The organism is Streptomyces cathayae, from assembly GCF_029760955.1.
Classification (GTDB): domain Bacteria; phylum Actinomycetota; class Actinomycetes; order Streptomycetales; family Streptomycetaceae; genus Streptomyces; species Streptomyces cathayae.
Window position 1 is genome coordinate 3,677,488 of sequence record NZ_CP121682.1, and the last position, 24,292, is coordinate 3,701,779.

Annotated in this window: 21 protein-coding genes and 3 pseudogenes; 10 read left to right on the forward strand and 14 right to left on the reverse strand. The window is 71.3% G+C overall.

Translation table 11 applies throughout. The features are described 5' to 3' along the window. Positions 1 to 29: 29 nt before the first annotated feature. On the forward strand, positions 30 to 2,015 hold the full coding sequence (locus PYS65_RS16620) for a heavy metal translocating P-type ATPase (RefSeq protein ID WP_279334730.1): 1,986 nt from the start codon (positions 30 to 32) through the stop codon (positions 2,013 to 2,015). A 211-nt stretch (positions 2,016 to 2,226) separates the two neighbouring features. Here the strand turns inward: PYS65_RS16620 and PYS65_RS16625 are convergent. Continuing rightward, positions 2,227 to 2,472: pseudogene (locus tag PYS65_RS16625) on the reverse strand (hypothetical protein); the annotation flags it as partial. Between the two features lie 152 nt (positions 2,473 to 2,624). Here PYS65_RS16625 and PYS65_RS16630 point away from each other — a divergent pair. Next, positions 2,625 to 2,846: a hypothetical protein gene (locus tag PYS65_RS16630; RefSeq protein ID WP_279334731.1), complete on the forward strand. Its 222-nt coding sequence runs from the start codon at positions 2,625 to 2,627 to the stop codon at positions 2,844 to 2,846. A 1,158-nt stretch (positions 2,847 to 4,004) separates the two neighbouring features. Continuing rightward, the gene (locus tag PYS65_RS16635) at positions 4,005 to 5,309 is read left to right on the forward strand and encodes a cation:proton antiporter (RefSeq protein ID WP_279334732.1); all 1,305 of its coding nucleotides are present in this window, start codon (positions 4,005 to 4,007) and stop codon (positions 5,307 to 5,309) included. Between the two features lie 139 nt (positions 5,310 to 5,448). Here the strand turns inward: PYS65_RS16635 and PYS65_RS16640 are convergent, their stop codons facing one another. Further along, complete coding sequence (locus tag PYS65_RS16640; protein ID WP_279334733.1) at positions 5,449 to 5,727, reverse strand: hypothetical protein; 279 nt, start codon at positions 5,725 to 5,727, stop codon at positions 5,449 to 5,451. 252 nt (positions 5,728 to 5,979) lie between these two features. On the opposite strand from PYS65_RS16640, the gene PYS65_RS16645 reads away from it, so the two are divergent. After that, a complete protein-coding gene (locus tag PYS65_RS16645) occupies positions 5,980 to 6,114 on the forward strand; it encodes a hypothetical protein (RefSeq protein WP_279334734.1) in 135 nt (44 codons plus the stop codon). Positions 6,115 to 6,146: 32 nt separating this feature from the next. Here the strand turns inward: PYS65_RS16645 and PYS65_RS16650 are convergent, their stop codons facing one another. The 8 genes from PYS65_RS16650 to PYS65_RS16685 form a co-directional block, all read right to left on the reverse strand. Beyond that, positions 6,147 to 6,599, reverse strand: coding sequence for a DUF5615 family PIN-like protein (locus tag PYS65_RS16650; protein ID WP_279334735.1), 453 nt, complete (start codon positions 6,597 to 6,599; stop codon positions 6,147 to 6,149). Further along, positions 6,596 to 7,237, reverse strand: coding sequence for a DUF433 domain-containing protein (locus tag PYS65_RS16655; protein WP_279334736.1), 642 nt, complete (start codon positions 7,235 to 7,237; stop codon positions 6,596 to 6,598). Before PYS65_RS16655 ends, PYS65_RS16650 begins: the two co-directional genes overlap by 4 nt. Before the next feature lie 365 nt (positions 7,238 to 7,602). Next, positions 7,603 to 8,145: a Pycsar system effector family protein gene (locus PYS65_RS16660; protein ID WP_279334737.1), complete on the reverse strand. Its 543-nt coding sequence runs from the start codon at positions 8,143 to 8,145 to the stop codon at positions 7,603 to 7,605. 84 nt (positions 8,146 to 8,229) lie between these two features. Beyond that, on the reverse strand, positions 8,230 to 9,648 hold the full coding sequence (locus tag PYS65_RS16665; protein WP_279334738.1) for a DUF4407 domain-containing protein: 1,419 nt from the start codon (positions 9,646 to 9,648) through the stop codon (positions 8,230 to 8,232). After that, the gene (locus tag PYS65_RS16670; RefSeq protein ID WP_279334739.1) at positions 9,641 to 10,717 is read right to left on the reverse strand and encodes an SPFH domain-containing protein; all 1,077 of its coding nucleotides are present in this window, start codon (positions 10,715 to 10,717) and stop codon (positions 9,641 to 9,643) included. Before PYS65_RS16670 ends, PYS65_RS16665 begins: the two co-directional genes overlap by 8 nt. Then, the gene (locus PYS65_RS16675; protein ID WP_279334740.1) at positions 10,714 to 12,990 is read right to left on the reverse strand and encodes a hypothetical protein; all 2,277 of its coding nucleotides are present in this window, start codon (positions 12,988 to 12,990) and stop codon (positions 10,714 to 10,716) included. The genes PYS65_RS16670 and PYS65_RS16675 overlap by 4 nt, the downstream gene beginning before the upstream one ends. Further along, entirely contained in the window at positions 12,983 to 13,792 is an 810-nt protein-coding gene (locus PYS65_RS16680; RefSeq protein WP_279334741.1) for a hypothetical protein, read from the reverse strand. The genes PYS65_RS16675 and PYS65_RS16680 overlap by 8 nt, the downstream gene beginning before the upstream one ends. A gap of 93 nt (positions 13,793 to 13,885) precedes the next feature. Beyond that, positions 13,886 to 14,509, reverse strand: coding sequence for a Crp/Fnr family transcriptional regulator (locus PYS65_RS16685; protein WP_279334742.1), 624 nt, complete (start codon positions 14,507 to 14,509; stop codon positions 13,886 to 13,888). Between the two features lie 495 nt (positions 14,510 to 15,004). On the opposite strand from PYS65_RS16685, the pseudogene PYS65_RS16690 reads away from it, so the two are divergent. From PYS65_RS16690 to PYS65_RS16705, 4 genes and pseudogenes are all read left to right on the forward strand, one after another. Further along, positions 15,005 to 15,151: pseudogene (locus PYS65_RS16690) on the forward strand (sensor histidine kinase); the annotation flags it as partial. A gap of 367 nt (positions 15,152 to 15,518) precedes the next feature. Beyond that, positions 15,519 to 16,149, forward strand: a pseudogene (locus PYS65_RS16695) (response regulator). Between the two features lie 277 nt (positions 16,150 to 16,426). Next, complete coding sequence (locus PYS65_RS16700) at positions 16,427 to 17,500, forward strand: hypothetical protein (protein WP_279334743.1); 1,074 nt, start codon at positions 16,427 to 16,429, stop codon at positions 17,498 to 17,500. A 489-nt stretch (positions 17,501 to 17,989) separates the two neighbouring features. Continuing rightward, positions 17,990 to 18,289, forward strand: a complete 300-nt coding sequence (locus PYS65_RS16705) for a zinc-ribbon domain-containing protein (protein ID WP_279334744.1) — start codon at positions 17,990 to 17,992, stop codon at positions 18,287 to 18,289. A gap of 133 nt (positions 18,290 to 18,422) precedes the next feature. On the opposite strand, the gene PYS65_RS16710 is transcribed toward PYS65_RS16705, so the two are convergent. Continuing rightward, entirely contained in the window at positions 18,423 to 19,376 is a 954-nt protein-coding gene (locus PYS65_RS16710; protein ID WP_279334745.1) for a M56 family metallopeptidase, read from the reverse strand. A 6-nt stretch (positions 19,377 to 19,382) separates the two neighbouring features. Next, positions 19,383 to 19,784: a BlaI/MecI/CopY family transcriptional regulator gene (locus tag PYS65_RS16715; protein WP_279334746.1), complete on the reverse strand. Its 402-nt coding sequence runs from the start codon at positions 19,782 to 19,784 to the stop codon at positions 19,383 to 19,385. Positions 19,785 to 19,919: 135 nt separating this feature from the next. Between PYS65_RS16715 and PYS65_RS16720 the strand changes: the two genes are divergently transcribed. After that, positions 19,920 to 20,165, forward strand: a complete 246-nt coding sequence (locus tag PYS65_RS16720; RefSeq protein WP_279334747.1) for a Sec-independent protein translocase subunit TatA/TatB — start codon at positions 19,920 to 19,922, stop codon at positions 20,163 to 20,165. A gap of 15 nt (positions 20,166 to 20,180) precedes the next feature. Here PYS65_RS16720 and PYS65_RS16725 read toward each other — a convergent pair whose 3' ends face one another. Together PYS65_RS16725 and PYS65_RS16730 are read right to left on the reverse strand one after the other, a co-directional pair. Beyond that, positions 20,181 to 20,927, reverse strand: a complete 747-nt coding sequence (locus tag PYS65_RS16725; RefSeq protein ID WP_279337974.1) for a TIGR03943 family putative permease subunit — start codon at positions 20,925 to 20,927, stop codon at positions 20,181 to 20,183. Between the two features lie 62 nt (positions 20,928 to 20,989). Further along, complete coding sequence (locus PYS65_RS16730) at positions 20,990 to 22,045, reverse strand: permease (protein WP_279334748.1); 1,056 nt, start codon at positions 22,043 to 22,045, stop codon at positions 20,990 to 20,992. Between the two features lie 209 nt (positions 22,046 to 22,254). Here PYS65_RS16730 and PYS65_RS16735 point away from each other — a divergent pair, with 209 nt between their 5' ends. Then, positions 22,255 to 24,270, forward strand: coding sequence for a potassium channel family protein (locus PYS65_RS16735; protein ID WP_279337975.1), 2,016 nt, complete (start codon positions 22,255 to 22,257; stop codon positions 24,268 to 24,270). The last annotated feature ends 22 nt before the right edge of the window (positions 24,271 to 24,292 follow it).

Genomic DNA, 24,292 nt, shown 5'->3' on the forward strand with positions numbered 1-24,292 from the left:
CCGTTCCGCCCTCCGAAGGGTTCTTCGTCATGCCTCCCACCCTGACCGAGCGGCCCGCGCCCGCCGCGACCGCGCCCCCGGACGCCGCCCCGCGGCGGCGGACCCGGCTCCTCGCGCTGCCCGAGGTCCGCTGGGCCGCAGCGGCCACGGTGCTGTTCCTGCTCGCGCTCCCGCTGCAGCTGACCGGCGCGCCCGCCTGGACCTGGGGCGTGCTGTACGCGCTCGCCTACCTCGCCGGAGGCTGGGAGCCCGCGCTGGCCGGACTGCGGGCGCTGCGGGAGAGGACCCTCGACGTCGACCTGCTGATGATCGTCGCGGCGCTGGGTGCGGCAGCCGTGGGCCAGGTGATGGACGGTGCCCTGCTGATCGTCATCTTCGCCACCTCCGGCGCCCTGGAGGCCCTCGCCACCGCGCGCACCGCCGACTCGGTGCGCGGCCTGCTCGACCTCGCCCCGGCCACCGCGACCCGGCTGCGCGCCGACGGCGCCGACGGCGCCGAGGAGACCGTGCCCACCGCCGACCTCGCCGTCGGCGACACGGTCCTGGTGCGGCCCGGCGAGCGGATCGGCGCCGACGGCCGGGTGCTGAACGGGGCGAGCGAGGTGGACCAGGCCACCATCACCGGCGAACCGCTGCCCGTCGCGAAGGAGCCCGGCGACGAGGTGTTCGCCGGCACCCTCAACGGCACCGGCGCACTCCGCGTGGAGGTCGAGCGGGACGCCTCCGACTCGGTGATCGCCCGGATCGTTCAGATGGTCGAGGAGGCGTCCGAGACCAAGGCGCCGACCCAGTTGTTCATCGAGAAGGTCGAACAGCGCTACTCGGTCGGCATGGTGGTGGCCACGCTGGCCGTGTTCGCAGTGCCGCTCGCCTTCGGCGCAGCGCTGACCGACTCGCTGCTGCGGGCCATGACCTTCATGATCGTCGCTTCGCCGTGCGCGGTGGTGCTGGCGACCATGCCGCCCCTGCTGTCGGCGATCGCCAACGCCGGGCGGCACGGCGTGCTGGTGAAGTCCGCCGTGGTGATGGAGCGTCTGGGCCAGGTCGACGCGGTCGCCCTGGACAAGACCGGCACGCTCACCGAGGGCACGCCGCGCGTGACCGACGTCCGGCCGCTGCCCGGATCCGGTGGGGGCGAGGCGGAACTGCTGGTCCTCGCCGCGGCGGCCGAGCACCCCAGCGAGCACCCGCTGGCCCGCGCCGTCGTGGACGCCGCCCGCGCCCGCGGTCTCGCCCTGCCCGTCGCGGAGGACTTCACGTCCACGCCCGGCGTCGGAGTCACCGCCACCGTCGACGGCCGCAAGATCGCGGTCGGCGTCCCCGCCCGGCTGCTGTCCGGCGCCGAGGACGCGCACACCGCCGTCGCCGCCGACCTGGAGGACGGCGGGCGCACCGCGGTCCTGGTGGTGGCCGACGGCGCGCCGGTGGGAGTCCTGGGCATCGCCGACCGACTGCGGCCGGACGCCACCGCCACCGTCGCCTCGCTCACCGCGCTCACCGGCCACGCGCCGACGCTGGTCACCGGCGACAACCCCCGTGCCGCCGCCCGCCTGGCCGCCGAGGTCGGCATCACCGACGTACGCGCCGGACTGCTGCCGCAGGACAAGGTGGCCGCGGTCAGGGAACTGGAGCAGGCCGGCCGCAGGCTTCTGGTCGTGGGCGACGGCGTCAACGACGCGCCCGCCCTGGCCGCCGCCCACACCGGCATCGCCATGGGCCGGGCCGGCTCCGATCTGGCCCTGGAGACCGCCGACGCGGTGATCGTCCGTGACGAACTGGCCACCGTGCCCGCCGTGGTGGCCCTCTCCCGCCGGGCCCGCCGCCTGGTCGTGCAGAACCTGGTCATCGCCGGCGTGTTCATCTCCGTCCTGGTCGTATGGGACCTGGCCGGCACCCTGCCGCTGCCGCTCGGCGTCCTCGGCCACGAGGGCTCGACCGTCATCGTCGCCCTCAACGGCCTGCGGTTGCTGCGCGAGTCCGCCTGGACCCGGGCCCGCGAGGAGAGTCTCCGCTGACCCGTTGCGCCCGCGCCGGCGGTGCCGTCGCCGCCGGACTGCTCCGACGGCACCGCCGGCGCGGGAGACGCCCCCGGGCAGCACGTGCGTGCGTACGCGGGCGCGCCTGCCGCCCGTCGATCCGTTCCCCGCCTGCCACGCCCAGGGCTTCGGCCGGCAGAGCCGGGGTGACCACCTCGGCCGGGGGGCCGTCCGCCGCCACTCGGCCGTGCCGCAGCAGTTCGGGGACGAGGTCCTCCCGCAGCGCGCAGCACGCACAGTCGTTCACCAGCGGTGCGTCACCGCTGCCCAGCAGACCGCCGGCATCGCGTACGGTGCGGTGCACCGCGCTGTCGGCGGCGGACGTCAGGTCGTGGTGCAGCGCGACCGAGCCGGGCACCGTGCGCAGGATCTCCTCGACGGCGGCCCGGCGGGCGTCGGCGTGCAACCCGCACCAAGCCCTTTTCGTCGTCCGCAGCGGCCTCCCCTTCCTGCCCTTTCCTGCCCTACAACGAAAATGTCCCTTACCAGGTCTCGAAACCGCAGGTCAGTGGCGTGACGCGGTCGTTCCCGTCTGGATCTGTGCCGACGGTCACAGCAAGCGGGGGACGCGTAGGCCCATACTGGGCCATGACAAAGCCTGCTGCACCGAAGCGTCGTCTGCCTACCAGCCCCTTCAAGGCCCCGGCCACACCGGCTCCCAAGCACTTCGCCATGGGCGACCAGGTCACACACGACGTGTACGGCCTCGGCCGGGTGATCGGCATCGAGGATGACATCGCGGTGCTCGTGGATTTCGGCTCGGCGCAGATGCGGATCCTGAGCCCGTACGCCAAGATGACCAAGCTGTAGGACCGCTGTGCCCGGTCACGGCACACCAGGACCCTTCGGGGACCTGTAACGAAAGAGAGACCTCCCATCGATCTGACATCGCTGTTCTCCGCCCCGGAAGGGCAACCCCGCTGCCCCACCGCGGCATCGCCGCCTCCGGCGACGAACCCCTTCCAGGCCCCGTCCTTCGGGGAGGACGACACCTTCCCGTTCGAGGATGCACAGGAGTCCGCCTCGGGCATGCGTGCGACGCGACCCGAGGCGGCTTAGTTCCACGAGTGACGGTGGCTTCGACAACTGGCCGCGGGCCGTCTCCGGCACTGCGGTGAGGAGTGCGGCCGTCTCGGTTTCCGTCTCGTTCAGCCCTGTTCACCGTCGTTCAGACGCGATCGTGCGCCGGCCCCCCTCCCGTAGCCGGGCCACCCACCGAAACAGGGGGAAAGCGTGCGCGTCAAGACACGCTGGATGTACCGGCCCGTGTGCGCGTGGAGCTCTGATGCTGCTTGCCATGCGCCCTGTCCCGGGCTGCGCGGTCACGCACGCTGCCACCTCCATCAAGGTGTGTGGACGAAACGTGGCCAGGCCGAACTGAAGAAGAAGGTGGGCAGGCGCCGCAGGAAGTGAGCCGGGGGCACGGGGTGAGCGTCTGACCGCGCGACAGCGCCAACGGGCAGCGGCGGTCTCGACGACGGGCGAGCACGGACACCGACGAGTCGTCCGCGCAGGTGAGAGCTGCACCGGTCCCGGACGGCGTCCCCGCCCAAGGCGCTTCGGGTGAGGAGGCCGTGGGGCCACATCCCGCCACCCCGACAGTGAAGCACCAGGTCAGGGGCCTGATCCGTATCGCGGGTCGGGCCCCTGACCTGGTACCGGGGGGACTTTCGGGAGCCGGCTTCGGACAGCGCTCACACCACCCACCGGTCCCGCCGCCCAGGTGGGTGCGGAGCAGGACGATGCCACCCACCATCCGGCGGTCGAAGAAGGCTGCCGCCGGTGACCGGAGTTCCCCTTCCCGGCTCCGCGTGCCGGGGCCGGGAGTCCCCGGCTCGACCGGCCCGACACGTAGAGTGAGCGGTCGTGTCACTGTGTGAGCATGGTGGGTGGCGTGGTCGGACATGTGGCGCGTCGTCCCGGCACAGCTGCCCGGGTGGTCACCCCGGTCCCGGGTGAGGAGTGCGGATGAGCCAGTGGAGTGTGGTGGTGGCCGGTGGCGTGGTCGTCGGCTACGGGGCGCTCTCGCGGCGGCTGTCGACGACGGTGCTGTCCGGGCCCCTGGTGTTCGTCGTGTGCGGGCTGGCGATCGGGCCTCCGGGCCTGGACCTGCTGAACGCGGACCGGGATCCGGAGGTCGTCCGGACGCTGCTGGAGAGCGCGCTCGTCCTTGTGCTGTTCACGGACGCGGCGGCGATCAGGATCGAGGACCTGCGCAGGGAGGGGTTCCTGCCGTTGCGGCTGCTCGTGGTCGGGCTGCCCCTCACGATGGTGCTGGGGTGGCTGGTGGCCTGGCCCCTCCTGCCCGGTCTGGGGGTGTGGGAGCTGGCACTGGTCGGCGTCATCCTGGCCCCGACGGATGCCGCGCTCGGACAGCAGGCTTTCTCCAACGAGCGGGTGCCGGCGCTGGTCCGAGGCGGCCTGGGCGTCGAATCGGGTCTGAACGACGGTCTGGTGCTCCCGTTCTTCGTGCTGGCGCTGGCGGCGGCGGGTGAGGCGGAGGGGCATCCGGGGGTCGTCGTGACGTTTCTGCGTGCGCTGCTGCTGAGCGGTGCGATCGGACTCGCCGCCGGTTGGGCCGGGGCGGACGTGTTGCGCCGGTCGGTCGCCCGGGACTGGAGCACTCCCGCATGGCGGCAGTTCCTGACACTCGCCGTTCCCGTGATCACCTACGCGCTGTGTACCGCGGTCGAAGGCAGCGGCTTCATCGGCGCCTGGGTCGCCGGTCTGGCCTTCGGAAGCCGGCTGCGTGGCGCGCCGTCAGGGCATGTCGCTCGTGCCGAAGGCCCGGGTGCCGCGCAGAGCGCGAAGTTCAGCGAGCGGCTCGGGCTCCTGCTCGCCTCGGTGAGCTTCCTGGTCTTCGGCGCGGTCATCCTGGGGCCGGCCCTTCAGCACCTGACGTGGCGGATGGTGGCCTACGCGCTGATCAGCCTGACCGCGGTCCGGATGCTGCCGGTCGCCCTGGCCATGGCCGGCACCGGTCTGCGGGCCGCATCCGTCGCCTACATCGGGTGGTTCGGTCCACGCGGGCTCGCCTCCCTGGTCTTCGGCCTGCTGGCCTTCGAGGAGCACCTGCCCGGGACGACGCAGCTGAACGGCGTCATCGCCGTGACCGTGGGGCTGAGCGTTCTCCTCCACGGCGCCACGGCCCCGTTTCTGGGAAACCGCTACGGCGACTGGTTCACCAGGACGCTCCGTACCGAACCGGGCCTGCGGGAGAACGCCCTCAGCGCCGACAACGCCCCGGGCGCGCGAGGCCCCCACAGCCCTTGACGAACACGGCGACTGCGCCACCCGTGGCGTTCGGGCTCGCCGAGGACGGACCCCGGGTCGTCCTGGACAGCCCCGCTCCGAGTGCTTCCGCAGGCGTCGGCGGGTGCAGCGGTTCTCCTTCCGCCCCTCGCCCGGTCGGCTAGGGGGCGAGCGACCCGTGCTGGTCGCCGGAAGCGGACTGCCAGGCCTGCATGCCCGCTCGGGACGCCTCCTTGGCCTGCCGCCATTTCATGGCCGCCTGCTGGGCCGGAGGCACGTCCATGGCGCGGACCATGCGCCGGCCTGCGGCGAACACGGCGACGGCCATGACGCCCATGCCGGTGCACGCCACCACGGCACCCGCCGCAGTGAGCACGGCACCGACCGTGACGAGCCGGGTGTCGATGTCGATCGAGTGCAGGGGCTGGTGATGGTTCATGACTCCACCATCCGACAGCAGGTGACCACCTGCATCCCGGGCAACGGCACAAGAAGCAGGAACGCCCCCGCACTGGTGGGCGCGGCCCCGGCGGCAGACGAGGGGGCGCCGGGGACCTGGGCCGGTGGCGACACGTGCCGGCGATCGTCGTGGTGCCGGGCATCACCACCGGCGCGGTCACCGCACGGGGGCCCCGTCCGGTGTGGGGGCCGGGTCCGGTGCAAGTCGCCGGGAACGCCGCCCGGGGCTACGTTGAAGCTGAACTTCCGGCTGCAGGCATCGCCGGAACGCCGCCTGGTGTTCGACAGCAACGACTTCGTCGATGTGCCCCATGCGCTCATCCATCACGAGCGCTACGTATCGAGCCCGGGCGGTCGGCCCGGCTGATGTCGGCGGCGCAGCCGTCGTACAGCCCGTGCTCAGCGACCTGGCCAGTGCTTCGGCGGCTCAACAGCGGGGTCCGTGACCTGCAATCGGCTCCGTCGGGAGGGATCGACGGCCGTAAGAGAAACGAGCAACTGCCCCTCTGCCTCCTCCAGCTCGGCCAGGGCATGCGGAAGCGCCGCACATACAGTGGCTATGGCGGTGCCGAGGCCGACCAGACCTCCGTGCTTGTTGTTCTGGCGGTACTGGATGCGGTGGAGCCCCGATCGTGCGATCGCCTCGACTTCCATGGGCCGGCTCAGTTGCTTGACATCGTTGGTGATGATCGCTTGGAAGCCTTCAGCTTTGGCTTTCGCGTACAGCGCGATGTCCTTCGTGCCGGCCCAACCCGCCAGTTCGTGCACGTGCACCACGTCGTGCGCGGTCAGCAGGATGCGCACGATTTCGACCATGGGCCTGGGGACGTTCTCGTCGAGCAGCAGCTTCAAGCGGCGACCTGCTGAGAGCTGTCCACGTAGCTGTCCACATAGTCGCTGAAGTCGACCGCGTCACGTGCCGCCGCAGCACTGACGCCAGGGTAGAAGTCGCTGACCCGGTCCGGCGGAACGCCGTCCCGGACCAGTGCGGCCACCTCGGCCGCGGGGATCCGTGTCCCTTCGATGACCGGCTCACCGCCGCGTACGGCGGAGTCGACGGCGACGTGGTCACGCGGCTTCAGCAGGTCGGGGATGTGACGGCCGTCCTTGTAGAAGGGCGCAAGCACATCCACCAGCTGGTGGATGACCACGTTTCCGCCTCTGATCAGATCGACTGCCTGCTCAGGCGCCGCCAGATAGATCGTGTCCGGCCCCGCGACGAGAGCGTAGGCGGACAGATGCTCCCGCTCCCCCAGGTCTTCCCGGAGCGTGTCCACGGCCCTGCGGATCTTCTGCAGCGACGTCTCCTTGCGAAGCTTCACGCAGGCCCGCAGGGCCACCACGTCACGGAAGGAGTACAGGATGGGACGTGAGTCGGAGATCTCCGGCACAAGGAGCGCGCCCTGTTTACCGGAGGCACGGCGCCAGTGAGAGAGCTGTCGCAGCGTGGCGCCGGAAAGGGCTGCGGCCAGCTTGGGCTCGTACGACACCGCATTCCTCCTCTCCGTCCCCGCCGAATACGTGGCGACCGTACTTCATTCTCGCGCCTACCACCGAGATCGGGAAAGACAGGCCCCGTTCGGGGGGAAACGGAACCTGTCTCCGACCATCAGGCCATCGTCGTGGTAATAGCGCGCGGGTGCAGGCCCCGGCGGACATCGAGCGCTGCTTTCCATGGGCTGTGTGGTCGCGATGCAAGCGGAGTCCGGCCGATCTCACCACCGGTACGGTCGACCGGCTGGACACCCTGGTCCGCGGCCGGATCGGACGCCTGCGGTACAGGCCCGCGACACTCGACGGCTTCGTGACCGGGACCGCAATCGGCCTGCCGCCCCCTGACCTCAAAGCACCGAAGTCAGTAAGCCGACGCTCCCGTCACTATGCCCAGCAGCGTGAGCGTGCAGAAGACCGTGCCCCAGGCCAGTGCGTGGCGTATGCAGCGATATTTGGTCCAGACGATCCGGGACAGGGTCGCCAGTTGGCTCAGGTCCCGGGACATGAGGTCGGTGCGGTGGACCGTTCGTTCCAGATGCGCGGCCGACACCGCGAGCCTCACGTCGCCGAAGTAGTGGGTACGGGAGTAGCGGGGGTTCCCGAGCCGTGGAGTCAGGGCCAGGCCCAGCAGGACGAGTGCCGGTACGCAGGCGGCGCAGCCCACCCAGAGGAGGAGCTGCGGGACGACGGCGTACTGCCGTGGGGCGACGACGCCGCTGCCGATCGCGCCGAGCAGGGCGGTCAGGGCTGCGCCCAGGGACGCCAGCATGAGGCCGGCCTTGTTGTCGGCCCTCATGAGCTCCTCACGGACCTCGGTCAGCAGGACCCTGGCGACTTCCGTCCTCCGCTCGGCTGCGGTGTCGATGTCCGGGGCCATGTCGGCGTCGTCTCCGGGTGTGGTCATGCTTCCCCTCCGTTCCGTCGGTGTCAGGCGGCCGCCCGGCGTGCGGGGCGGCCGTGGTGCTGTGTTCCTGGTGCAGACCTGGCGTCAGACCGTCGACGAGCGGCGGATCTCGTCCTCCAGCGAGTTCACCGCCTGCCGGACCCGGATGTTCATCGCTGCCGTGTGCTCCCGGAACGTCGCCTCCGACTCGGCTCGGTGACGCCGGACCTCCTGTTCGATGGTGTCCTGGGCGATCTCGAGGTTCGCCATGGCCCGACGCTCGGCGAACCGGACTTCCTCGTCGTGGAGCTTGACCGCGCTGTTGCTCGCGCTGGTGAGCATCCGGTCATACGCGGACTCGCCGCTCAGGTACTTCACCAGCACGGGGAGTACGTCGAGGAAGACGAACAGCAGGCGGACGAGCCAGATGCCCACGAACAGCACCGGGTTCCCGGCCGCGAGTTGATCAAGTGCCCTCATCCGCTCCAGGACACCGATCTCCTTCTGCTTGGCGCGTTCCTGGTCCAGCCGTTGCTCGATGCCCTCGGCCCGGGCCTCAAGGAAGTCGCCGCGTGACACGGTCTGTTCGGCCTCGATCTCCGAGATGCGGCTGTTCATGCGGGCCAGTCGCTTCTCGTTCTCATCGGTACGGTGGGTCGTCCGGTAGTCCTGGGCCTTGTCGCGCAGGCGCAAGCACTCGGACGTCCGCTGATACAACCCGGTGGCGGCTATACGGACCAGTCGGCGGCACTCGTCCCGTACCTCGGAATCGATGGCCTCCAGCCTGGTCGTATCCCGGTCCACTCGCTTCTGCAGAGTGGCAGCGTCCGAGCGCAAGGCGGTCAGTTCCTCGGCCCGTTCGCCGGGCGTCTCACCGAAGGAGAGGACGTACGTCCTGTCGCAGCCCTCCGGGGTGACGGTCTGCGTCGTGGAGGGCACGGGGTTGCAGCGGACCAGGTTCGTGCGCAACCGGTCTATCGCGTCCGTGCGTTCGTCGGCGACGTGTTCTTCGATGGCCGTCTGGAAGATGCGCAGCACCAGGGGCTCGGCGATCACCGCGCCGAGCATCAGGGCGATCAGCAGGCGCGTGAGGAGAGGGCCGACCCGTCGTCGCGCGTTCGGCTGTGGAGTGACCAGCCAGCGGTCGAGGTTGAGTACGAACAGCATCCAGATGACCGTCGGGACGAGGGCCACGAGGGAGACCCTGCCGAGTGCCTCGGTCGCGAAGTTCCACATGGAGAACGCCGCGATGACGGAGGTTCCGAGCACCACCCCGCCGAGGGCCGTGTACTTGCTCCGCTCGTACCTGACCCTGGCCAGCAGTTCCTCGTCGACGCCGGTCAGGGCACGCAGCCGTCGTGCGACGTCGAAGCCGAAGGGACTGCGGGTGGTACGGGCAAGGTCCCAGTCACCGGTGGTGCGGGTGGTGCCCCGGCCATGTGGAGTACGCGCAGCGGCATCGTCCGTGCCCTGGCCGTCCGCCGTGCCAGGGGCCGTCACATGATCCGTCAGGAAGTCAGTCAACGAGATCGTCCTCGTCCTTGACGAAACCACCCTGCGGGTCGTACGAGCCGTCCCGGCCCGTTTTCGTGCGACTGGGGCGTGCCGGCCCCGGCTCGACCATGCGAGTGGTGCCAGTGGTGGTTCCGAGGCCGGGCGCTGCCTGGCCGCCCGTCTCCCGCAGGACCTGGTCCAGGACCTGGTGGTAGTCGACACCGTACTCACTGCCGCCCATCTGCCGCAGCAGCGTCAGCAGCACCTCGCGGCGTACCTGCGCCGCCGTCGTCTCCAGCGACTGCGCGTGGTCCCGCTCCGCCGTCTCGGCCTTGTGGCGGCGAACCGATTCCTCCTCGGTGTTCCGGTGGATGCGGGCCGCCACCTCCGTGACGTCGATCTCCTTCCGAGCGATGCCGAAGGCGTCCACGTGGTCGGATCCCTGGGAGAACAGTTCCGCAATCTGGTGTGCGGCCTGGGTCTCGAAGTCACGCTGCCCCCGCTGGAGTTCCCGGGAGCGCCGCTCGTCGCGCAGTTTCTGTTCCCAGTCCCGCAGGTCGTCCGACGCGTGCACCTCGGCGCTGACGAACTCCACGTTCATGCCCGCGACCCGCGGCGGCACGATCGTGCTGTAGGCGGTCATACGGTGGCCGACCTCGGTCCGTACCGCGTTGACCTCCTCCACGCGGTACCCGGCGCTCACCCTCGGCAGGTCGCCGTCGCCCATCAGATAGGCGCGCAACGGAACCGTGACATCGATGATGCCCTGCCGAGCGATGACGGTCGGGTCGGTCACCTGGCAGGTGAAAGACGCCCGCACCGTGAAGTTGTCCGCCTCGCTCACCGACGGGAGCATGCGTTCCACGTCGACCAGGCGCGCCCGGGTGTCGACCAGGCTGACCGAGGAGGCGTCGAGCACATCAGGGTGGGACGGGTCGAACACCATGCCCTCGGGGAACTGGCGGTAGTTCCCGCCGACCCTGAAGACATGGACCGCGCCGGGCGGCAACTGTGGCACGTCGTCGCGACGGCGGCGCCGAGACCACCAGGCACCCTGCACCGTGGCCAGAATGTGCTCGGCGATGACCGGGTAGTTCACTTGCTTCGGCCTCCTTGGGAGGAAGTGAAGGGAGGGGTGGGTATGAGGGACGCGGTGGAGCGCCGGGAGTCCGCCGGCGGTCGGCCGTGCAGTGATCCGATGAGCACCTGTGCCAGTCGGCGGGTGCCGGGGATCGCGTGGTCGGGGTGGTTCAGGGCGATGGACAGGTGGTGGCACAGTGCGGTCCACTGGCGCACACTCATGGCGTTCCGCATGGCCTCGCCGAGTTCGCGTACGGCACCGGTGACGGACGGGTCGTCCCGCAACTGCGCCAGCGTCCGGCACAGCGCGCCGACCGCCCGGCTCCGGTTGCCACTGTGCAGGACATCCGCCCACAGAGACCCGAGGTGGCGGGCACTGTCCGGGACGGTGCGCAGGAGTGCCGCGGTGACGGGTTCGGGAGCCTCCAGCCGGACGGTTTCCAGAAGCTGAACGGCGGTCCGCAGCGCGATCGACCGCTCTCGGGACCTTGGCGCCGCCTTGGCGATCACGGTCCGTACGTACCGGAGGATGAACAGCACGCGTTCCGGGTCATGTTCGGCGGTCTGCAGCAGCAGAACCAGCGAACGACGGGCTGAGAACGCGATTCGCTCCCCGCGTTGTGTCAGAAACCAGAGCCCGTTGAGCGCCTTCAGGCGGTAGAGGGAACCCAGGCGGCCCGTCAGTGCCATGGCCGCCGTCACCGCACGGCCCGGCCCGCTGTTGTCCGTCCAGCTCAGGGCGATGTACAGGGCCTGCGGCGCGAGATGCTCGACGTCGCACATGAACTGCAGCGTCAGCGCGGCGGTCACCCGCTGACTGGTGAGCCCTTCGGACCACACTTTCAACATGGTCTCGTCGACCTCGACAAGCGCGTGCCGGGCCAGGAGCGCGACGCCCCGGGCCACCTCCGTCCGGGTGTCCAGGTCGCCCAGCAGGGCCAGCTCGCCCAGCCACTGGCGCAACGGATACCAGAGCTCGTAGCCGTACAGGTCGTGCAACTCCGCAATGACGAGCTCGCGGATGCGCGGCGAGGTGAAGACCAGGCACCGCTCGCTGCGCCCGGCATCCCGGCTCGGGCCGAGCCGGAACTCGGTTGTCACGAGCTCCACCGCCCGTTCTCGCCACCGGGCCCGGGACTGGTCGGCCACCGCACGGCTCAACCGCACTCCGGTCGAGCCGTCCGGCTCCGCGACCGGCGTCTCGCCGCTCTGCTCCCAGTTGCGCACATGAGCGGCGAAAGCGGCGCACTCCTTCTCGAACGTCCGCTCAGGAATGCCCTCCAGGAAGGCCAGGGCGGCGAGCGGGAGCAGGTCGTCCGCAGCCGGCCGCTTGCGGAACCAGTCCTGGACCCGCTCCCGGTGCCGGTCCCGCAGGGTGTCCAGTGCTGTCTCCACGCCCTCCCGGGACAGGGCCACGGCCGCTTCGACCACATCCGCCGGTCGTCGCTGTTCGCCGACCCGCTCCAGCAGTTCCTTTTCGATGTCCGGGTCAAGACCGGTGTGTGGCAGCTTCCCCCTGCAGTGCTCGAACAGCTCCTCGAGGTCCGGGGTCTGCCACGGCACGCAGTGGGCGCGCAGCGCCAGCCGCCGACGGACCGTGTCGCCCGCGGTGATCACCAGGTACGACCCCTTACGGCCGAGTTCCTCACTCAGCCGCCCGATCTCGTACGCCTGTACGGCCTCGGGACGCAGCTCGCCTACGTAGTCGAGGATGACGTATCCCTGCCCCGGCTTGAGGTCCCTCGACTCGGCCAGCTCGGCGAGGGCGTTGGCGGGCGACAGACTGTGCAGCCTGGCCTTCTCCCCCAGGATTTCCCTGAGCAGGGCGAGGGAGCCCGCGCCCCGGCCGCAGTTGTCCTGACCGGTGAGCACTACGAGAGCATCCTCGCGCAGTCTGCCGAGCGCCTCGTCGAAGCAGGGCTGCGGCGGGACGTAGAACCGCAGGGCGCGGTCCGTCTCCTCGTGCTCGATGGTGCCGGGGGCGAGGCCGGTGGACGAGACGGCACCAAAGCCGAACGCGGCTCCGGAGGCGTCGACACCGCCGTAGAAGTTGTTGTTGACGAGTTGGTGGACGCGACGCAGATCGTCGTAGCCCCGGTCGTCCTCCTCCCGTTCGTCCGGCTCCTGACCCCGTTCGGGAGCCGCGTCCGGTCCGGCATCCGGGCCGAGGGTGCCCTCCCCGACTTCCGGCGTACCGCCGGCGTCGTCCGGTGCGGGCTGCGCAACGTCCTCATCGAAAGCGGGTACGGGCGGTACAGCCGGTCCGTCGTCCAGGTCCGGTTCGTCAGCCACCGGTGCTCCCGAAGCCGAAGACGGCGCCCCGGGCGTCCACGGGACCGGCGACATTGGTGACGTTGATGTTGTCGGCCCGGTACTCGTTGCTGATCTCCGCCCCACCGGCTCCGCCCGCGGCGGCCGGTCCGGGCCGGACCGCCGCGGGCTCCCCCGACTCCGGGGCCGCGGGTCTTCCCATCCCCGCGGTCCCGGGCTCGTGTGAGGCGGTGACCGGTGCGCCGAGTGCCGGCACGCGCAGCCAGGCCGTGGCCTCGTACTCCTTCACCTGAACGGTGACGCGGGTGAAGTCCTTGGGGGTCAGAGTCGTGTGACCGCCCGCCACCGTGGACCGGAAGACGTCGTCGGACAGCAGCAGCACCAGGTCGGCCCCGGGATGTGCGGCCAGGGCGTCGTAGAGCGGACGTGCGTTCAGCAGCCGCGCCGTGGCCACCACTGCCGTGCCGGCGAAGCCGTTGTCGGCCAGCTCCACCAGTCCTTGGTGGATGACGGCCCTCAGTCGCATGCGGGCCTCAGGAACTCGCTGGGCGTTGTACTCGCGCAGCTCGGCGACGAGATGGCGGACGTAGTCGTCGACCAGGCGCGGTTCCTTGCCGTCGACGGGCCGCACTGCCAGCTGTTCATCGCCCTTGCGCTGGATCTGCCACTGCGCGCGGTCCAGGCCGGCACCTCTGGCGGCGCGATCGAGGAGCCGCGGCAGATCGTGCTGGATTTCGGACTGCCTACGGTCGCTGTTGCTTCCGTAGGCCTGTGCGTCCACGGCTATGCAGGTGCAGGGATGGAAGTCAGGCCACGCAGCCACCCGATCATTTCCTCTCTGGGCAGGCGGTGGGCAGACACTGCCCACAAAGTGCTGCTCGAGAGGCTAGGAGAGAGTGCTCGAAGTGACCCCGTATCAGTACGGGTTGTCAGCAGCGACTTTGGCGAATTCGAGCAACTTCGGAACGTCACAGATGGTTATGGTCCGGTAACTGCGTTCCACCAGTCCCTGAGCTGTCAGTGCGGCCAGGCTCTTTTCGGCCGTGTTCAGTTTCAGGCCGGCCAGCGACGCGAGTTCCTTTTGTGTCAGCGTCACGCCGAGGTCGCACCGCTTGCCGTCGCTGTCCGGCTCGGGCTGGGCATAGGCCTGGCACAACTCGGCCAGGACCCGGGCCAGCCGGGTCAGCGAGTCGTAGGCCTGGAAGTCGATCCGGCGCCGGTTGGCCCAGCGCAGCCGGGCGCACAGCATGTGGAGGATGGCCCGCATGGCGTCCGGACGGTCGGAGAGGAAGGTCTCCAGCGCCCGCACCTGGATGATCCGCGCGGTCACGTCACTGCACGCGACCACCGTGCCGGACCTGGGGCGCTCCTCGAAGGCCGCCATCTCACCGACCAGGTCACCTGCTATGCGGACGGCGAGCAGCATGTCGTAACCGCTCTCCGCACTGGCGACGATCTTCACGACACCGCTCGTGAGCAACAGGACGTGTCGGCTCTCGTCGCCCTGCTGGAGCAGAGCACGATGCGGCGGATAGGCCATTGGGGTGCCCTGACCCAGGAGTTCTTTCCGCGTCGCATCCCGCAACCGGCCAAGAAATGTGGACGGCGGCCACGCTTGATTCACCAACACCCCCGACGATCTCACTCCGCGGCGCAGCGCGCCGTTCAAGCCCGACCATGCTGTCGTCGAACCGAGTTCCGGCAAACAGACAGGACGAAATGTGGCCTGTTTTCTTGCTTCTCAGCCAGAATTGACCGAACATGCATTCCCCATGCGAACGATCGACCCGATCACGATCTTTCACGCGCCCAGCACGCTGGAGAACTTGACGGCCCCTGCCTGCTTGCCGGTGACCGTTCGGGAGGGGGCCGGGGGAAGGGCCCTGCTCGAGCTCTCCCGGTTGTTCAGCCGCCGGTCCACCCTGCGGAAAACCGCAGGGTGCGGAAAACCGTACTTGTTCGACGGTAACTCTCATACCGGCGCTGACCTGCGGTTTCTAGGGTGGTTGTGGAGCATGACCTGCAGCACGACGGGGTGCAGCAGCGCCTGGTGGCGCCGGCCATGCTCCTCGGGCGCGCCCGTCGGGGCCGTACACCCGAGCAGGCGAAGGGCCTGCTGGAGCAGTCCCACAAGGAGTCACAGGACGTCCTGACCGAGCTGCCTGAAGTGGCCTGGCGGGTGTATCCGACGGTGCTGGACAATCTGGGGCTGAGGGAGGCGCTCGCCGGGGTTTCCGAGCAGTGCGGCATCCCCGTCCGGATGGACCTCGCCCTCACCAGGCTGTTGCCCTCCTCCGTCGAGACCGCCGCCTACTTCGTCGTGTCGGAGCCCGGGACGAACGCCACCAAGCACTTGGCCGCGACGGAGATCCTCGTGAGCGCACGGCGGCACGGGACCGTCCGCGTCGTACGCGTCGAGGACGACGGCGTCGGCGGCGCGGATCCGCCGGGCAGCGGGCTGACCGGGTGCACAGCCGGGTCGGCGCTGTGGGACAGCCTGCTACACGTCCACAGTCCCTCCGGAGGGCCCACCAGCTGCCGTGTGCGCAATGCTGGCCGAGGACTCGACATGTTGCGGAAGGACCGGTCCGGCTGCTCGTCGAGGAGGGACACGAGGTCCTGGCCGCGGTGGGCTACGCCGTCACCCTGCTGCGGGAGGTCGAGGCACGGCCGCCGGACATGGTCGTCGTGGACATCTGGATGCCCCCACCCACACGAACGAGGGGCTGCGGGACGCACTCGAGACCCGCGAGCGGTGGCCCGGGGTCGGCGTCATGGTGCTGTCCCAGCACATGGAGCGCGACTACGCGGCGCAGTTGCTGACCGCGAACGCGGAACGGGTCGGTTACCTGCTCAAGGACCGGGTCGCCCAGGTCGAGGAGTTCCTCGACGCGCTGGAGCGGATCCGGGAGGGCTGCGCCGCCCTCGACCCGTAGGGCGTACGGCAGTTGGTGATCCGTACGACGCACAGCGATCCGCCGGACCGGCTGCCCCCGGGAACGCAGCATCCTGGAGACCCCGGCCGAGAAACACATCAACGCGGCCATCGCGGAGAAGCTGCGCATCTCCCTGAGCACGGTCGAGAAGAACCTCGACACGATCTTCGACAAGCTCGAACTCGCGCGCACGACGGACTACCACCGCGGGGTCCTGGCCGTACTGCGTTACCTGGAGTCGTGACGGCAGCCACGCCTGCCGCGGTGAGCGACCGCGCCGGGCCGGCAGGACGCGACACCCCGACCACCACGAGCGTCACCACGTACCGGGACCGGGACCGGCCACAGGGAACCGTCGGGGGCCGGGCGCACTCTGTGTGGTGGTGGAGCCTTTGAGGAAGACGGCCCGGCGTTCCCGGGCGGAGTGGCCCGCCCGTCCGTGGGGGTGTCTTGAAGGCTTACCGTCGGCAGCCGGGGCGCAGAAGCGTTCTGGTACTCGGACATTCGGTATGGGGGATGGTGTGAGCCTGCCGCTGCTCTATGACGAACGGTCGCGGAATCCGCTGGCGCGGACCGTGCGGCTGACCGAGGACCGGCTGCGGAGGGGCGGGCGCACCACTCCGTTGAGCGAGCTGAACCTCGGCGCCATGGCCGAGGCGTTCCAGCGCGGGTGCTGGCTCGGGGGCGGCGGGACGGAGCGCCCGCTGGCGTGGCTCGCGCAGGGACCAGGGGTCGTCCCGGTGATCCGCGTCACCGGTACCGCCACACCGGTGAAGGTGCGCCAAGCCGCCGAATTCGCCCACCGGCTGGGGGAACTCGCGGTCCGGCAGTGCGGTGGGCCCGGCCCGGTGGCCGCCCTCGCGGACCGGGCCAGGTCCGAGGGCGTACCGCTGTGGATCGCGCGGCGCTCCGCGCCGGGGCCCGCCGGACCGGTCACGGTCGCTGTGGACCGGCGCCTGATACGCGTGGACGTGTGGGGGCCACACGCGCCCGTGGTACGGATCCGGGCGCCGTACGGCTTCGACCGCGACGCCCCCGAGCCGTCCAAGGGGCTGCGCCTGACGGTCGGCGAGGTGACGGCGGAACTCGGCCTCCGGACGCGACTGCGCAAGTCCAGGAGTGCTGTGGAGGTACGGCTGCCCGGACAGCACTGGGTGCTGCGGAGGGAGAACTCGGCGAGTTCGTGGCTCCTGCGCGACGAACGCCGCGTCGCCCTGCTGACGCGTCCCCCGCGCTGGGCGGCACCCGCGCCGGACACGGTCCTGCTGCCGCTGAGCCCCGTGCGGTACGAGAGCACCGACCCGCTGGATGCCGTCATGGCCCACGCCTTCGCCGTCGCCTTCGGGCTCGGGGACACGACGGGGTCGGCGCGGTTCCCGTCGGACCGGCGCCCGGTGAACGGGGGTGAGCCGCTCGCCGCCGACAAGGAGTGGGACCGCCCCTGGTTCACCCATCTCGGCAGAGGCCGCGACGACAACGAGCCCGGCAGCGGCGGCGGGGACGGCTGGGGTTCCGACGGTGGTGGCGGCGACGGCGGCGACGGCGGCGGCGGGGGTGGGGGCGGCGGTGACGGCGGGGGTGGTGGGGGCGATTAGAGCCTGTCCGGCGGGCGAGCCGTCGGGCAGTCGGCCGGGCGGCTGACCGCTGGTATCCCTGAGGGGTGCGCGGTGGATCGTCGGAGCCACCGGAGTCCTCTGGCGCGCCTGTCGCACCTGGATCGGCTGAGCCGACGGGTTCGGCGGATTCGGCGGGTTCTGCAGGTTCTGCGGGTTCTGCCGTGCTTCCGGTGAGGGGCAGCCCGGGGCCGGGGGTGGCGGAGGGATCCGGGGGCAGGTGCTCGGGGGCCGCGGTGAGGCGTTCCGCGGGGATCGGCTTCGCCGCGGAACGGCCCGGGCCCGTGAGGGCCCACACCAGCGCGGCCGTGCCCGCCGGGGCGGAGCCCGGCAGTTTCACGGCAGGACACATTGCCGATAGCTCACCCGGGCAGCCGGTGACATGGTGGCAGCAGAAGCAGCGACGAGAGCAGCGGCAACGGCGGCGGTGGCGGTGGCGGCGGCGGACATCGTTCACGGAAGGGGCATCACATGATCATCTTCGGCACCAAGGGGTATCTGTACCAGCTCGCGATGCTGACCCTGGTGTGCACCCGGTGCGGGAATCCCTCCGCGCACGCGCTCAGGAAGCGGATCACGAAGTTCACCCTGTTCTTCGTTCCGCTGTTCCCGGTCTCGACGAAGTACTCGACCCAGTGCACCTTCTGCGGCGCGGAGTCGAAGCTCTCCCAGGAGCAGGCCGAACAGTTGCAGGCGCAGGACGCGGGCGGTCCCGGCGGGCAGCCGTACGGGCAGCCGCCCCAGCAGCACCAGCAGCCGTACCGGCCGTGAGGGAGCCGACGACCAGCCGTCTCACCCTGCCGGTGAAACGGCCCACGTCGAGCACCCGGTCCGGTGTGTTCATGGCCGGATGACAGCCAGGCCCCACGAACACGGACGGCGGCCCGGCGCCGGGCCGCCGCGCTCACAGCGCCGTCGCCGTGCGGAGGATCCAGAACAGGGTCACGGCCGCGTTGGCCGAGGACATCGCCGACATCGCCGTACCGGCGGCCGCTCCCCAGGCCGCCAGGCCCACCGAGGTGAACACCGTCGGCCAGGGCCCCGTGGCCGGAGCCGGGCCGAGCAGCGCGGCCACCCGGCGGGGAACCGGTCCCGGCGCCGCGAACGGCGCTCCGGACGCCGCGAACGCCGGCGGGGGCGGGCCGGACCGGGAGGCGAGCGCCGCCTTGCCGATGGCGGTGGCGACGGTACGGCGGTCGCCGACCGTACGGGCCGCCTCCTCGTCCGCCCAGCGTTCCGCCGCGTACGCCACCGCCGTGCGCAGCGGGCGCAGGAACGGGTTGGCGTGCGCGGCCAGCCGGACGGCCAGCAGGTAGCGGTGATGGCGCGCGGTCAGGTGGGCGCGCTCGTGGGCGAACAGGGCACGGCGTTCGCCGGAGTCCAGACGGTCGAGGAGAGCGGTGGTGACCACGACCCGGTCCCGGCTCGCTCCGCCGCCCGGGAGCGCGTACGCGTACGGGGTGCCGTCGGGAAGGACCGCCACCTCCGTGTCCGGCAGGCCGGCCAGGGCGCGGTGGGCGCGTCGGCGGGCGCGGACGTGCCGCCACAGCGTGCGCGCACAGACCAGCAGGACCGCGCACAGGGCCGGGATGGCCGCCTTGCCCACGACCTCGTCGTAGGGGACCGCCGCCCGCACCTCCGGGTCCGACCAGCCGTCGGGCAGCGGGTTGCCGGGCAGGGTGGCGGTGCCGACCACCATCACCAGGCACAGGCACACCGTGCTGCACACCGCCATCACCACCGCGACCCAGGTCAGCATCCGGGCCGCGGTCCGCGGGTGCAGATGCTGTTCGGCGAGCCGGGCGATCGGCCAAGCCGTCAGCGGCAGAACGAGCGGAAGGAAGACGAACACCCCCATGAGGTTTCAGTCTTCCCCGTCGCCCCGGGGCTGACCCAGCAGTACCCGCAACAGCCGTTCGTCGTCCGGGCCCAGACCGGTGACGAAGCTGGCCAGGACCGCCTCCCGGTCGCTCTCGGCGTCCAGCACCCTGCGCATCCGGTGCGCCGCGAGTCCGGCGTGGTCGGCGGCGGGCGTCCAGGCGAAGGAGCGGCCCGCGCGTTCACGGGTGACCGCGCCCTTGGCCAGCAGCCTGGTCAGGATCGTGATGACCGTCGTGTAGGCCAGGTCCTGGCCCAGACGCTCCTGCACCCAGCCGGCCGTCGCCGGGCCGCCCGCCTCCCGGAGCGCCGACAGCACGAGTGCCTCCAACTCGCCCTGCCCCCGCCGTCGGTGACGCTGACCACGCCCCTGATCGCCCTCGACCACGGCCCGTCTCCCTTCCGCCGCCCTCCCGTTCCCGGGCGGTCATCGTATAGACACGTGCACGCCGTCAAATTCTCTACATTGCTGTAGATTCTACGGGCGGCATCCGGCAACGGCTCACGAGAAGGACGGACCCCCATGTTCGGGTTGAGCGAACTCGCGATCATCCTCATCGTCGTCATCGCCGTTCTCGGTGCGAAGAAGCTGCCCGAGCTGGCCCGCTCGGCCGGCAAGTCCGCCCGCATCCTCAAGGCCGAGGCCCGTGCGGCCAAGGAGGAGGAGCGGGTCGAGCAGGCGCGGGAGCAGGGCCGGCAGCCGGAGGCCCCTCGCGTCATCCAGGGCGAGGCCGTCACCCGGGACACGGCCGCCGACGGCCGCCCCTGAGAGCCCTGAGCCCCCTCAGCCGTTCCAGACCTCGTCGTACGGGTCGCGCGGGACCGGGACCGGCTGGGCGGCCGTGACCTCGAAGTAGGGGACGGGGCCGCCGTTGACCGGGTCCTTCGTCCGGCGCGGGGTGTAGGTGCCGCTGACCTCCAGCCAGGCGTCCGGCCGCAGGACCGGGGGGACCTCGCCGGTCAGGGCGATCTTGACCGGCTGGGCGTCCGCGGCGCAGCAGCTGAGGGACATCCGGACCAGCTGGGGCGTCCCGGCCCGGTCCAGGGCGACGAAACCGGTGAGCCTGATGGTGCGGTCGCCGAGGTGGCGGCCGTCGTCGTAGACCGCGCGGGCCGCGTACTCGCCGACCCCGAGGCGGAGCGTGTCCCCGGCGGGAAGGTCCGGGAACCCGAACGGTTTCTGCAGCGCCGTGCCCGTGTGGGTGGCGCTGTACGAACCGAGGGCCGGCGGCGCCACCAGGATCAGGGCGAGGACGGGGAGGGCCAGGAGCCAGGCGACCCGGGGTTCCCGATGGCCGTGACCATGACCGTCTTCCCGGTCCTGGTCCCGGTCCTGCTCGCGCCTTCGGTGGGTGCCGCGCCACTCGTACCAGACCGTCGCCGCCGCCGTCACGACGAGTACCGCGCCGGACAGCAGGAGCAGCGGACGCAGGCCCGCCTTGACGTAGCGCAGATGGAGGTCGGTCAGGCCCGCGTGCAGCACGGTCGCGCCCAGGAGGAAGAGGAGAGCCGCCTGGGCCTGGCGGTTCAGGTTCAGGTTCAGGTTCGAATTCGGCTTCGGGTTCGAGTTCAGCTTCGGTTTCGGGTTCGGGTTCACAGCAGGACCGCTCCGGTCAGGGCCGAGACCGCCACCGCCAGGACGAGGGTCGCGGGGGCGAAGCGCAGGGCGAAGCCGCGGCCGAACGTGCCCGCCTGCATGGCGAAGAGCTTGAGGTCGATCACGGGACCCACCACGAGGAAGGTGAGCCGGGCCGTGAGCGAGAACTGGGTCAGGGAGGCGGCCACGAACGCGTCCGCCTCCGAGCAGAGCGACAGGAGGACGGCCAGCGCCGCCAGCACCAGCACCGACAGCACGGGGTGGTCGGCCGCCAGGCGCAGCCAGTCGGCCGGGACCACCGCCTTCAGCGTCGCCGCGGCCATCGCGCCGACCACCAGGAAGCCACCGGCGTGCATCACGTCGTGCCGGACCGAACCCCAGAACGCGGCGCCCCGGCTCTGCCCCTCGGAGGACGAACGGGCCGGCGGACGCAGCCACTCCGCGCGGCCGTGGCGCTGCCACAGCCAGCCCGTCGCACACGCCACCAGCAGGCTCGCCACGAAACGGGCGAGGACCATCATGGGGTCGTTCGGAAAGGCGACCGCCGTCGCCGTCAGCACGATCGGGTTGATCGCGGGGGCGGACAGCAGGAACGCCAGCGCCGCCGCCGGTGCCACTCCCCTGCGCACCAGCGCCCCCGCCACCGGGACGGACGCGCACTCGCAGCCGGGGAGCACCGCGCCCGCCGCGCCCGCGACCGGGACCGCCAGGGACGGGCGTTTCGGCAGGGCACGGGCGAAGAAGGACGGCGGGACGAACACGGCGATCGCCGCGGAGAGCAGGACACCGAGCACCAGGAAGGGCAGGGCCTGGATCAGCACCGCGACGAACACCGTCATCCAGCTCTGCATCACGGGTGCGGCCAGGGCGCGGCGGACGGAGTCCTGGAACATCACGGCGAGAAGCAGGAACAGGACGAGCAGGAGAGGGGAGTTGACGTGGCGGGACTCCCCCGAGGGCCCGGTCTCCCCGGAGGGCCCGGTCTCCCCCGAGGGCCCGGAGTCCTCTGCCGGCCCGGGCGCCCCGGCGGCGGGCAACTTGGTGACGGCCACGGACCGGGTACCTCCCCCATCGCACACGAGGGCGGAGCAGGGCCGCTCCCGCCCCGCCCCGCCTTCTTGCCCCCTGGTACGAAGCGAAGTACGTCACCGTTCAACGCCGTTCGCCGAGTGTTCCTGGAACCGCCTGCGTGTATACGGCAGTCTTTCCTCTCGTGGTGAGCCTTCCGAATCAGACCCCGCCGGACGATCCCCCCGCACACATGGTGGTGTGCGGGGACGACGGACTCGCGCATCGGCTCGCCGCCGAACTGCGGGGCGTGTACGGCGAACAAGTCACCCTCGTCGTGCCGCCCTCCGGACTCCGGGTGCGGGAACCCGTGGTCGGGCGGGCCCGCGCGGCCTCCGCCGCCCTGCTCGACCGGTTCGTGAACGCCACCGTCAACCGCGGAAACGGCAACGGCAACGGCGGTTCCGACGGCGCGTCCGACCAGCGGCGGGTGGAGGCCGCCGAGCCGACCGACGCCGTGCTCGCCGAGGTGGGCGTGGCGCGGGCCGCCGCACTGGCCCTGGTGTACGACGACGACGAGACCAACATCCGTGCCGCCCTCACCGCCCGCCGGATCAACCCCCGGCTGCGTCTCGTGCTGCGCCTCTACAACCGCCGCCTGGGCCGGCACATAGAGGAACTGCTCGACCAGGCAGCCGAGTTGGCCGGCGGCGACCCGCACGGGAACGGGTACCCCGGCGCCGACACCTCCACCACCGTGCTGTCCGACGCCGACACGGCCGCGCCCGCCCTGGCCGCCACCGCGCTCGTCGGCACCAGCAAGATCGTCGACACCGACGGGCTGATGCTGCGCGCGGTGGAACGGCGCCCGCCGCGCCCCGGCGAGGTGGCCGATCCCGGGCTGTGCACCCTGGCACTGCTCTCCGCGACGAGCCACGACCCGGGTGGGGCAGAGGGTTCGGAGGACAGCGGCGACCAGGGGCCGCAGATGCTGCCCGACGCGGACGCCGTCGCGGCGGCGACCGGACGCGGCACGATGGTGCTGGAGCAGGTGTCGTACTCCGGACCGCCGTTGCCGGTGGTGCGGGCCCAGGTGCCGCCCTTCGCCTCCCTGTTCTCGCGGCGGCTGCGGTGGTCGCTGGCGGGGCTGGCGGCGGCCGTGGTGGCGCTGACGGTGACCCTCTCCCTGGTCACGAAGGACGATCCGCTGCACGCCACCTACGTCACCCTGCTGGACCTCTTCTCGATCAACGATCCCGCGCACAACGCGTCCATGAGCGAGCAGATCCTGCAACTGCTGTCGGGGATAGTCGGGTTGCTGATGCTGCCGGTGATGGTGGCGGCGGTACTGGAGGCGCTGGGGACGTTCCGTACCGCCTCGACGGTGCGGAAGCCGCCGCGCGGGCTGAGCGGGCATCTGGTGCTGCTGGGGCTCGGCAAGATCGGCACCCGGGTGCTGACGCGGCTGCACGAGTTGCACATCCCCGTGGTGTGCGTCGAGGCCGACCCGGAGGCACGGGGCATGGCCACGGCGCGGCGGCTGGGCGTGCCGGTGGTGCTCGGGGACGTCACGCAGGAGGGCGTGCTGGAGGCCGCGAAGATCCAGCGGGCCGACGCGCTGCTCGCGCTGACCAGCGCCGACACCACGAATCTGGAGGCCGTGCTGTACGCGCGGTCCCTGCGGTCCGATCTGCGGGTCGTCCTGCGGCTGTACGACGACGAGTTCGCGACGGCCGTGTACCGCACCCTGCGGGCCGCGCATCCCGGCGCCCTGACCCGGAGCCGCAGCGTCTCCCACCTGGCCGCGCCCGCGTTCGCGGGGGCGATGATGGGCCGGCAGATCCTGGGGGCGATCCCGGTCGAGCGGCGGGTGCTGGTGTTCGCGGCGCTGACCGTGGGCGGGCATCCGCAGTTGGAGGGCAGGACGGTCGGTGAGGCGTTCCGGGCCGGGGCGTGGCGGGTGCTGGCCCTGGACACGGCGGCCACGGGGGTACGCCCGCCGGGCACGGGCGGGGACGGACACCGCGGCGGAAACGGGCCCGGGAATCCCGGAACCCCGGGAACCCCCGGGCCTCCCGGGGGTTCCGGACACAGGGACAGGGGCGCGAACGGCGGCGCCGGTCCGGCGGGGGCGGAGGCGTCGGGGCTGATCTGGGACCTGCCCGACACGTACGTCCTGCGCAGCGAGGACCGGGTGGTGCTGGGCGCCACCCGGCGGGGGCTGGCGGAACTGCTCCGGCGCAGGGGGAGGGAGCGGTCCGGGTCGTGACGTGACCCGGGGCGGCCGGTGC

What these genes read in the sequence shown, in the direction of transcription:
- PYS65_RS16640 (WP_279334733.1), bottom strand. Translation starts at nt 5,727, where the DNA reads ATGAACCATCACCAGCCCCTGCACTCGATCGACATCGACACCCGGCTC.
- PYS65_RS16635 (WP_279334732.1), top strand. Translation starts at nt 4,005, where the DNA reads ATGAGCCAGTGGAGTGTGGTGGTGGCCGGTGGCGTGGTCGTCGGCTAC.
- PYS65_RS16720 (WP_279334747.1), top strand. Translation starts at nt 19,920, where the DNA reads ATGTTCGGGTTGAGCGAACTCGCGATCATCCTCATCGTCGTCATCGCC.
- PYS65_RS16620 (WP_279334730.1), top strand. Translation starts at nt 30, where the DNA reads ATGCCTCCCACCCTGACCGAGCGGCCCGCGCCCGCCGCGACCGCGCCC.
- PYS65_RS16685 (WP_279334742.1), bottom strand. Translation starts at nt 14,509, where the DNA reads ATGGCCTATCCGCCGCATCGTGCTCTGCTCCAGCAGGGCGACGAGAGC.
- PYS65_RS16660 (WP_279334737.1), bottom strand. Translation starts at nt 8,145, where the DNA reads ATGACCACACCCGGAGACGACGCCGACATGGCCCCGGACATCGACACC.
- PYS65_RS16735 (WP_279337975.1), top strand. Translation starts at nt 22,255, where the DNA reads ATGGTGGTGTGCGGGGACGACGGACTCGCGCATCGGCTCGCCGCCGAA.
- PYS65_RS16710 (WP_279334745.1), bottom strand. Translation starts at nt 19,376, where the DNA reads ATGGGGGTGTTCGTCTTCCTTCCGCTCGTTCTGCCGCTGACGGCTTGG.
- PYS65_RS16705 (WP_279334744.1), top strand. Translation starts at nt 17,990, where the DNA reads ATGATCATCTTCGGCACCAAGGGGTATCTGTACCAGCTCGCGATGCTG.
- PYS65_RS16630 (WP_279334731.1), top strand. Translation starts at nt 2,625, where the DNA reads ATGACAAAGCCTGCTGCACCGAAGCGTCGTCTGCCTACCAGCCCCTTC.